The organism is Mesorhizobium sp. BR1-1-13 (assembly GCF_020165515.1).
GTDB lineage: Bacteria > Pseudomonadota > Alphaproteobacteria > Rhizobiales > Rhizobiaceae > Mesorhizobium.
Genome location: NZ_JAIUIH010000033.1, coordinates 1 through 1,027 on the forward strand (window position 1 = coordinate 1; position 1,027 = coordinate 1,027).

A 1,027-nucleotide genomic window follows, 5' to 3' on the forward strand; every position below is an offset into this window, starting at 1 on the left:
TTGTCGCCCGCTTCGCCGATCTCACGGAAGGTCAGTGAGTTGTCGCCGGCCGTCGCCGTGACGTCGATGGCGATGGTCTGCATGACGCCCGACGTGGGATCGTAGGTTCCGACCGAGACGCCGTTCCAGAACACTTCGAGCTTGGCGCTGTGTAGGAGGCTGGTGTCGTTGGCGGCGCCGATCTCGAAGGAGATGCGGTATTCGCCGGCGCTGAGGCCATGCAGCGTCTGCGAGATCTGGATGTTGCCGGGGCTGGCCTCGAGGTCGACCATAACGCTGTTGGTCGGGCTGTCGGCGCCGCGATAGCCGTCACCGACCTTCTGCAATTCGATGCTGCTGGCGCCTTCGTAGGGCGAGGCCGTGACGGTCCAGGCGCCGGCGGGACCGGTCGTGGTGCCGCTGCCCGCGCCCCAGGCGTCGCCATTGGGAACGAAGCCGGTCAGGAACAGGCCGTTCAAGGCACCGTTCGGCTGCGAGATGGTCAGGCTCGGACCATCGTCGTCGAAGCTGATCTGGCCCGAGACGTCGGCACTGGCGCTGGCGGTGTCGCCGTCGCCATCGGTGACGGTCACACTCACCGCCACCGAATGCGAGCCCAGCACCACCGTGTCGTCGGGATTGGTGGTGTCGGAATGATGAAGCGAAAGATATTGCTCGACGGTCACCTTGCCGGTGGCCGGATCGATCGACAGCGCGAACGCCGCATCGCCATTGAACATGCCGCCCTGGACGACGCCGACGACGACGCCGTTGCTCAGCAGCTGCAGTTGGATCAGCGAGCCGTCGGTGACGGCAAGGCCCGAGACCGCATTGGTGACGCTCAGCGCATAGACGGTGTGGCCGGAGATCGCCGGACCATCGGCGCCGAACAGCGCCGTGATGTTGACGAAGGCACTGTTGCTGGTGCCATGCGCGATCGCGCCGGTGCCGCCGACATCGGGATCCTCGCCCTTGGTGATGCCGGGCGTGGCGATCAAGGCCGCATCGCTCGTGGTCGCCGTCTCGTCAAGCGCTACCGTAACGCCGC

General features: G+C 66.2%; 1 protein-coding gene. It reads right to left on the bottom strand.

The features are described 5' to 3' along the window. Positions 1-1,027: DUF5801 repeats-in-toxin domain-containing protein (locus LB533_RS29805; RefSeq protein ID WP_224678890.1), on the bottom strand; the 1,027-nt coding region annotated here is incomplete at both ends.